Raw genomic sequence first — 6,480 nt, forward strand, 5'->3', positions numbered from 1 at the left:
GAGGCGCTCCGCCTCGGCTTCTCCTCGGTGATGGTCGACGGCGCACGGCTACCCTGGGAGGAGAACGTCGCCCTCACCCAGGGTGCGGCACGTAACGGACACGCGGCAGGTGCCGTCGTCGAGGCCGAGATCGGCGAGATCGGGGGCAAGGACGGCGCCCACGCTCCCGGTGTCCGCACCGACCCCGCGGAGGCGGCCCGCTTCGCAGAGTCCACCGGTGTGGACCTGCTCGCCGTCGCAGTGGGCAGCTCGCATGCGATGACCGAGCGCACCGCTGCCGTGGATCTCGACCTGATCGAACGGATCGCCACCGACGTACCGGTGCCGCTGGTGCTGCACGGGTCCAGCGGCGTCCCCGACGATGCCCTCGCTGCCGCGATCCGGTCCGGGATGCGCAAGATCAATGTCTCCACCCAGCTCAACAAGGTGTTCACGGCGGCAGTCCGGGAGCGCCTGGGCTCCGACGCCGGACTCGTCGACTCCCGCACCTACCTCGGTGCGGGGCGCGACGCGATGGCCGGTGAGGTCGAAAGATTAATCCGACTATTCGCGTCCGCCGGGACATCGGCATGAGGCGCGAGGAGCGGCTGGTCGCGATCCTCGACCTGCTCGGTGACACCGGGGTGATCGAGGTGAGCGACGTCGTCGAGCGCTTCGACGTCTCCCCCGCGACCGCCCGACGCGACCTTGACGTCCTCGCCTCCCGGCAACTGCTGACCCGCACCCGCGGCGGCGCGAGCGCACACTCGGTCGCCTACGACCTGCCGTCACGGTTCCAGCGCGAGACCAACGCCGAGGCCAAGGCAGCGATCGCACGGACCGTGCAGACCCTGATCGAGCCGGGCATGCGGATCGGTCTCTCCGGCGGCACCACGTGCAAGGCGGTCGCGGCCGCGCTGGGCCAGCGGACAGACCTCGAGGCCAACGACGGCGAGGGCATCACCGTGGTGACCTCCGCGATCAACATCGCCGCGCAGCTGGTGATCCGGCCGCACATCCGGGTGGTCGTCACCGGCGGCGTGATGCGGGCACGCTCCTACGAGCTGGTCGGCCCGTACAGCGACCTGATGCTGGAGCGGATCACGCTCGACGTCGCGATCATCGGCGTCAACGGCATCGACGCCATCAACGGGCCGATGGTCCACGACGAGCGCGAGGCGCGCGCGAACGCGCTGATGGCCTCGCGAGCCGACCGCGCCTGGGTGGTGACCGACTCGTCCAAGCTCGGGGTGCGCGCGTTCGCGACCGTCGGCGGCATCGATGCCTTCACCGGCCTGGTCACCGATACCGGCATCGCTCCCGAGCAGCGGCAGGAGCTCGAGGGCGCCGGGCTGCGGGTACTGGTGGCGGCACCGGAGTGATGGGCGTCTCGCCCTCGGCGGGGCGGTCCGCGGCTCAGGCGACCTACACTCGAAGGATGAACACCGAGACGGTTCGCGAAGCGCTCGATGGGGTGCTCGACCCCGAGATCAGGCGCCCGATCACCGAGCTCGACATGGTGCGCGACATCCGGATCGACGGCGCTGCCGTGACCGTGGTGATCGCCCTGACCACCGCGGGCTGTCCGCTGCGCGACACGATCACGCGGGACGTGACCAACGCCGTCACCGCACTCGAAGGCGCGAGCTCCTGCGCCGTCGAGATGACCGTGATGACCGACGACGAGCGCACCGCGCTGCGCACCAAGCTCCGCGGCGGCGTCGCCGAACCGGTGATCCCGTTCTCGCAGCCGGGCAACCTCACCCGCGTGATCGCCGTCGCCTCGGGCAAGGGCGGCGTGGGCAAGTCCTCGGTCACCGCGAACCTCGCCGCAGCGATGGCCGCCGATGGTGTCAAGGTCGGCGTGCTCGACGCCGACGTCTACGGCTTCTCGATCCCCCGCATGCTCGGCGTGGAGCACCCGCCCACCAAGGTCGACGAGATGATCCTGCCGCCGGTCGCGCAGGACGTGAAGGTGATCTCGATCGGGATGTTCGCCGAGCCGGGCCGCCCGGTGATCTGGCGCGGCCCGATGCTGCACCGTGCGCTGCAGCAGTTCCTCGCCGACGTGTTCTGGGGCGACCTCGACGTGCTGCTGCTCGACCTGCCGCCCGGCACCGGCGACATCGCGATCTCGGTCGCTCAGCTGCTGCCCGGTGCGGAGCTGCTCGTGGTCACCACCCCACAGCTCGCCGCCGCCGAGGTGGCCGAGCGTGCGGGATCGATGGCGATGCAGACCCGCCAGAACGTGATCGGTGTCATCGAGAACATGTCGTGGCTCACCCAGCCCGACGGTTCCCGCCTCGAGGTCTTCGGCTCCGGCGGCGGTCAACGCGTGGCCGACCGGCTGACCGAGACCCTCGGCGGCCCGGTGCCGCTGCTCGGACAGGTCCCGCTGGACATCGCGCTCCGCGAGGGCAGCGACAGCGGCGTGCCCGTGGTCCTCACCGATCCCGACTCCGCTGGTGCCGGTGTACTGCGCGACGTGGCCCGTGGCCTCTCGCACCGCGAGCGTGGCCTCGCCGGCCGCAAGCTCGCCATCTCCCCGGTGGGCTGAGCGCGGGCCTGAGGGCCGTTACGTCGCCTCGTCGTCGAATGGCGGGAGGTCGGCGACGCTTGCGTCCGCGGTCACCGGAGCGTCCTCGATCGGGGCGTCCTCGATCGTCGCGCCGGCGGCGGCGGTAGCGGCGGCCGCTGCTGCGACCGGAGCGCCGGCGCTGACCGGCTTCGGCTTGCGCGCCGCGGGCTTGGGCGTGGGCTTCCTCGCCGCGGGCTTCTTGGCCGCTGTGGCCGTGCCGGTCTTCCGCGCCGGCTTGGTGGCGGGGATGATGTCGTCGAGCAACGCCTCGCGGACGATGCGGCGGGGGTCGTACTGACGCGGGTCGAACTTGGACAGGTCGAGGTCGGCGATCTCGTCGCCGAGCTCCTCACGAATCGTGTCGGTGGCGCCCGTGGCCATCTTCCGGACGTTCTTCACCAGCTTGGCGAGCTGCTCGGCGTACTCGGGCAACCGCTGCGGACCGATCACCACGAGCGCGATCCCGATGATGATCAGGATCTCCTCGAAGTTCATGTTCACGTGGCGAGCCTAGCCGTCACCGGCTCACCGCCTCGCCGAGAAGGACCTCGACGTCGTGTTCGCCGTCGTCGGTCCTGATGGTCAGCACGATCACCTCGCCCGGCAGGTGGGAGCGCACCCGAACGATCAGCTCGGTCGGTTGGCTGACGGGCGCGCCGTCGACGGCGACGATCACGTCGCCGGGTCCGACCCCGGCCTCGTCGGCCGGTCCGCCGGGTGTGACCGGTGGGGAGCCGTCGACCGTCTCGGTGTGGACCTGCACCCCCTCGCCCTCGTACTCGACGTCGAGCAGCACGCCGATCACGGGGTAGGTCGCCTGCCCGGTCTCGATCAGCTGCTCCACGGTGTGACGCACCTGGTTGGACGGGATCGCGAAGCCCGGCTCGTTGCCACCACCACCGGAGGAGGAGTCCCGTGCGACCGCGGTGTTGACGCCCACCACGTGACCGTTCGCATCGATGAGCGGACCACCGGAGTTGCCGCGGTTGATCGCGGCATCGGTCTGCACGGCGTTGATGTAGGTCGAGGGGTCGTCGTCGCCCGCGCTGGGGTCGCGCACCGTCACCGGTCGATTCAGGGCACTGACGATCCCGGAGGTCACCGATCCGGACAGGCCGAGCGGTGCGCCGACGGCGATGACCGGGTCGCCGACCGCGAGCGTGTCGGAGTCGGCGAGCACCAGCGGTGCCAAGCCGGCGCGGTCGATCTTGAGCACCGCGAGGTCGTAGTCGCCGGTGCTGCCGATCACCTCGGCAGCCTCCTCGGTGCCGTCGGAGAACACGACCGTGATCTCGCCGTCGCCGCTCAATGCCGGCGCGACCACGTGCTGGTTGGTCACGAGATACCCGTCCTCGCGTACCACGAAGCCGCTGCCGGACACGTTCGCCTCGCTGGTGCGGACCTCGATATAGACCGTGCTGGGCAGCGCGATCGCCGCGATCTCACTGATCCAGGTATCCCCGACCGGATCACCCTCGGCACCGTTCTGGTCCGGCGTCGGCAGCCCCGTGGCACCACCCTCGGCAGGGAACAACCAGCGATGCCCCACCAGGCCGAGCAGAGCACCCGCGAGAAGGCTGACCAGCATCAACAGCACGACCACCGCAGCCGAGGCGCCACGGCGCCGCCGCGCGGGTCGCGCCGCAGGCACAGGCGTGAGCGCTGCCGCCTGCGGCGGCACCGGGCCGGAGGCGACCGGGCCGGGCGGCGGCTCGCCGAACGGAACCGTCGGCACAGGTGACGCCGAGGACACGGGCTGGGACGCCGTCGTCGGGCTCGACTCACCAGATTCGGGTGCCGAGGCTCGCGGGAGCGGAGAGGCGCCTGCGGGGGGCGCCCACGCGTCGTCGGGCGGGGACGTCATGGGGCCATTCTCACCGACCGAGCGGGCTGCGGGTGCCCACGCTCACCCGACGAGCACGTGCCAGCCGTCGACCAGCCGCCCCACCATGCCATCGGGCGTGGCTGCGGGGAGCTGGGCGATCACGGCCTCGGCGGCGAGCTCGGACTCGCCCAGAACCGCCACCACACACGGGCCTGACTCCAACACGTACCACCCGTCCACGAGGTACGCGGTGTGATCGGCGATCCTGAGCGATGGCGCCTGCGCGATGACCTCCGCATCGAGCGTACCCACACGCTCCAGCAGCCGAACCTCGCCGGCGGCGGTGTCGACGACGACGTCGAGCGTCTCGCTCTCGCCCTCGCCGATCAGGGCGAGGCTGTTGACCGTGTGGTTGGCCGGGAGCGCCCAGCCCGACACGACGGCCTGCGAGGGCGCGGGACGCGACACGAGAGTCGCCGCATCCTGCGCCGCGGCCGCATCGGCGGTCGCCGACAGCAGCGAGCTGGGGTGCTGGTCAGGTCGCGGGGACCCCAGCACCACGAGGGTGAGGACGAACAGGCCCACCAACGCGGCACCTCCACCCAGCACGAACGGGGTGCGGCGGGCGCGACGCGGCAGACCTGTCGCGGGCAACGGGTTCGTGGGCATCGCCAGCAGGCGTGCGGTCAGCTCGGCGCTGGCCTGCATCCCCTGGACCGACTGACGCGTGCGCCGGCGTGCCGTCTGCTCGGTGGCGAGCGCGCTGCGGCACTCGGCGCAGACGCACAGGTGCGCTCGTGCCGCCGCTGCAGCGGCAGCGCTCAGCTCGCCGTCGACGTACGGCGTGATGAGGGCACCCAAGTGGCTCATGCCGGCGTGATCCCGGGGCGGAACGTGGGCTTTGGGCGCGGTGCGCGGTGCGCGAGCGCCTCCCGCAGCTGCGCCCGGCCGCGGTGGATGCGGGAACGCACGGTGCCGGTGGAGATGCCGAGCGTGGTGCCGATCTCCTCATACGACAGACCCTCGATGTCGCACAGCACCACCGCAGCACGGAACTGCGGCTTGAGGGCGTTCAGCGCCTCCTGGATGTCGACATCGAGGTTCTCGTGCTCGAACCCACGCTCGGGCGAGGAACGTTCGGGTGCCTGCACCCGCTCGGCCGACTCACCCAGCGCATCGAAACGCAACCGGGTGCGGCGGCGGGCGCCGTCGAGGAACAGGTTCGTGGTGATGCGGTGCAGCCACCCCTCGAACGTGCCGGGCTGGTAGCGGTCGAGCGAGCGGAACACGCGCACGAACGTCTCTTGCGTCAGGTCCTCGGCATCGGCCTTGTTGCCCGTGAGGCGGTAGGCGAGCCGGTACACCCGGTCGGTGTGCTGGGTGACGATCTCCTCCCAGCTGGGCGGCTGCCAGGCTGCAGCATCGACCGAGGCGGCGGATTCCGCCGCCTGGTGGGCCTGGGCCTGGGGCACGTGCGCGTCCTTGGTGGTCATCGTGGACCCGACAGTACGGCGCCGGGCTGAGTGTTTCCTGTGAGTGGAACGCGTGAGGGAGCGCTGGTGTTCCGGGTGCGTGCGGCTGGTGAGCGCTAGGGTCGTCCTTCACAGGCGTGCACGTTCATCTCGGGAGGCTCATCATCGCCAGCGACAAGGTCCAGAGCTGGGCCTATACCGAGGAGTTCAACACCGAACCCGACGTGGTCCGTGACGCTCGTGACCGCGCCGAGGAGTTCGGCATCGGCGCCGTGTCGGCAGGAACGGGCGCCACGCTGCGGCTGCTGGCCGCGGCGCTGCACGCCCGCGCGGTCGCGGAGGTCGGGACCGGCACGGGAGTCTCCGGGCTGTGGCTGCTGGAGGGCATGGCCGCCGACGGCGTGCTCACCACGATCGACGTGGAGGTGGAGCACCAGCGCGCCGCCAAGGAGGCATTCGCCGCCGCGGGCATCAAGTCCACCCGCACCAGGACTATCTCCGGCCGCGCGCTCGACGTGCTGCCACGGCTCGCCGATGGCGCCTACGACCTCGTCTCCATCGACGGCGATCCCGCCGAGGCCTCCGATTACGCCGATCAGGCCGTACGGATGCTCCGCAGTGGCGGC

At 71.2% G+C, this 6,480-nt stretch carries 8 protein-coding genes; 4 read left to right on the forward strand and 4 right to left on the reverse strand.

Annotated features, from left to right (window positions below; genetic code table 11):
* From ACOJSN_RS01325 to ACOJSN_RS01335, 3 genes are all read left to right on the forward strand, one after another.
* On the forward strand, window positions 1-573 hold a 573-nt coding region (locus ACOJSN_RS01325), incomplete at its 5' end, for a class II fructose-bisphosphate aldolase (RefSeq protein ID WP_420110706.1).
* The gene (locus ACOJSN_RS01330; protein ID WP_420110707.1) at window positions 570-1,361 is read left to right on the forward strand and encodes a DeoR/GlpR family DNA-binding transcription regulator; all 792 of its coding nucleotides are present in this window, start codon (window positions 570-572) and stop codon (window positions 1,359-1,361) included. The genes ACOJSN_RS01325 and ACOJSN_RS01330, both read left to right, overlap by 4 nt.
* Before the next feature lie 56 nt (window positions 1,362-1,417).
* On the forward strand, window positions 1,418-2,536 hold the full coding sequence (locus ACOJSN_RS01335; RefSeq protein ID WP_420110708.1) for an Mrp/NBP35 family ATP-binding protein: 1,119 nt from the start codon (window positions 1,418-1,420) through the stop codon (window positions 2,534-2,536).
* Window positions 2,537-2,554: 18 nt separating this feature from the next.
* Here ACOJSN_RS01335 and ACOJSN_RS01340 read toward each other — a convergent pair whose 3' ends face one another.
* The 4 genes from ACOJSN_RS01340 to sigE are packed head-to-tail and all read right to left on the reverse strand — an operon-like array spanning window position 2,555 to window position 5,875.
* Window positions 2,555-3,052 carry a twin-arginine translocase TatA/TatE family subunit gene (locus tag ACOJSN_RS01340; protein ID WP_420110712.1) on the reverse strand — a complete coding sequence of 166 codons (498 nt, stop codon included), beginning with the start codon at window positions 3,050-3,052 and terminating at the stop codon, window positions 2,555-2,557.
* A 22-nt stretch (window positions 3,053-3,074) separates the two neighbouring features.
* Complete coding sequence (locus ACOJSN_RS01345) at window positions 3,075-4,421, reverse strand: trypsin-like peptidase domain-containing protein (protein ID WP_420110709.1); 1,347 nt, start codon at window positions 4,419-4,421, stop codon at window positions 3,075-3,077.
* Window positions 4,422-4,463: 42 nt separating this feature from the next.
* Complete coding sequence (locus ACOJSN_RS01350) at window positions 4,464-5,252, reverse strand: zf-HC2 domain-containing protein (RefSeq protein ID WP_420110710.1); 789 nt, start codon at window positions 5,250-5,252, stop codon at window positions 4,464-4,466.
* The gene (gene sigE / locus ACOJSN_RS01355) at window positions 5,249-5,875 is read right to left on the reverse strand and encodes an RNA polymerase sigma factor SigE (protein ID WP_420110711.1); all 627 of its coding nucleotides are present in this window, start codon (window positions 5,873-5,875) and stop codon (window positions 5,249-5,251) included. Before sigE ends, ACOJSN_RS01350 begins: the two co-directional genes overlap by 4 nt.
* 143 nt (window positions 5,876-6,018) lie before the next feature.
* Between sigE and ACOJSN_RS01360 the strand changes: the two genes are divergently transcribed.
* The coding region (locus tag ACOJSN_RS01360; RefSeq protein ID WP_420110713.1) for an O-methyltransferase at window positions 6,019-6,480 on the forward strand (462 nt) is incomplete at its 3' end.

Source organism: Pseudactinotalea sp. (assembly GCF_048594945.1).
Lineage (GTDB): Bacteria > Actinomycetota > Actinomycetes > Actinomycetales > Beutenbergiaceae > Pseudactinotalea.

Bases quoted from the DNA above. Each gene is read 5' to 3' on its own strand.
- ACOJSN_RS01335 (WP_420110708.1), top strand. From the start codon at position 1,418: ATGAACACCGAGACGGTTCGCGAAGCGCTCGATGGGGTGCTCGACCCC.
- sigE (WP_420110711.1), bottom strand. From the start codon at position 5,875: ATGACCACCAAGGACGCGCACGTGCCCCAGGCCCAGGCCCACCAGGCG.
- ACOJSN_RS01340 (WP_420110712.1), bottom strand. From the start codon at position 3,052: ATGAACTTCGAGGAGATCCTGATCATCATCGGGATCGCGCTCGTGGTG.
- ACOJSN_RS01345 (WP_420110709.1), bottom strand. From the start codon at position 4,421: ATGACGTCCCCGCCCGACGACGCGTGGGCGCCCCCCGCAGGCGCCTCT.
- ACOJSN_RS01330 (WP_420110707.1), top strand. From the start codon at position 570: ATGAGGCGCGAGGAGCGGCTGGTCGCGATCCTCGACCTGCTCGGTGAC.
- ACOJSN_RS01350 (WP_420110710.1), bottom strand. From the start codon at position 5,252: ATGAGCCACTTGGGTGCCCTCATCACGCCGTACGTCGACGGCGAGCTG.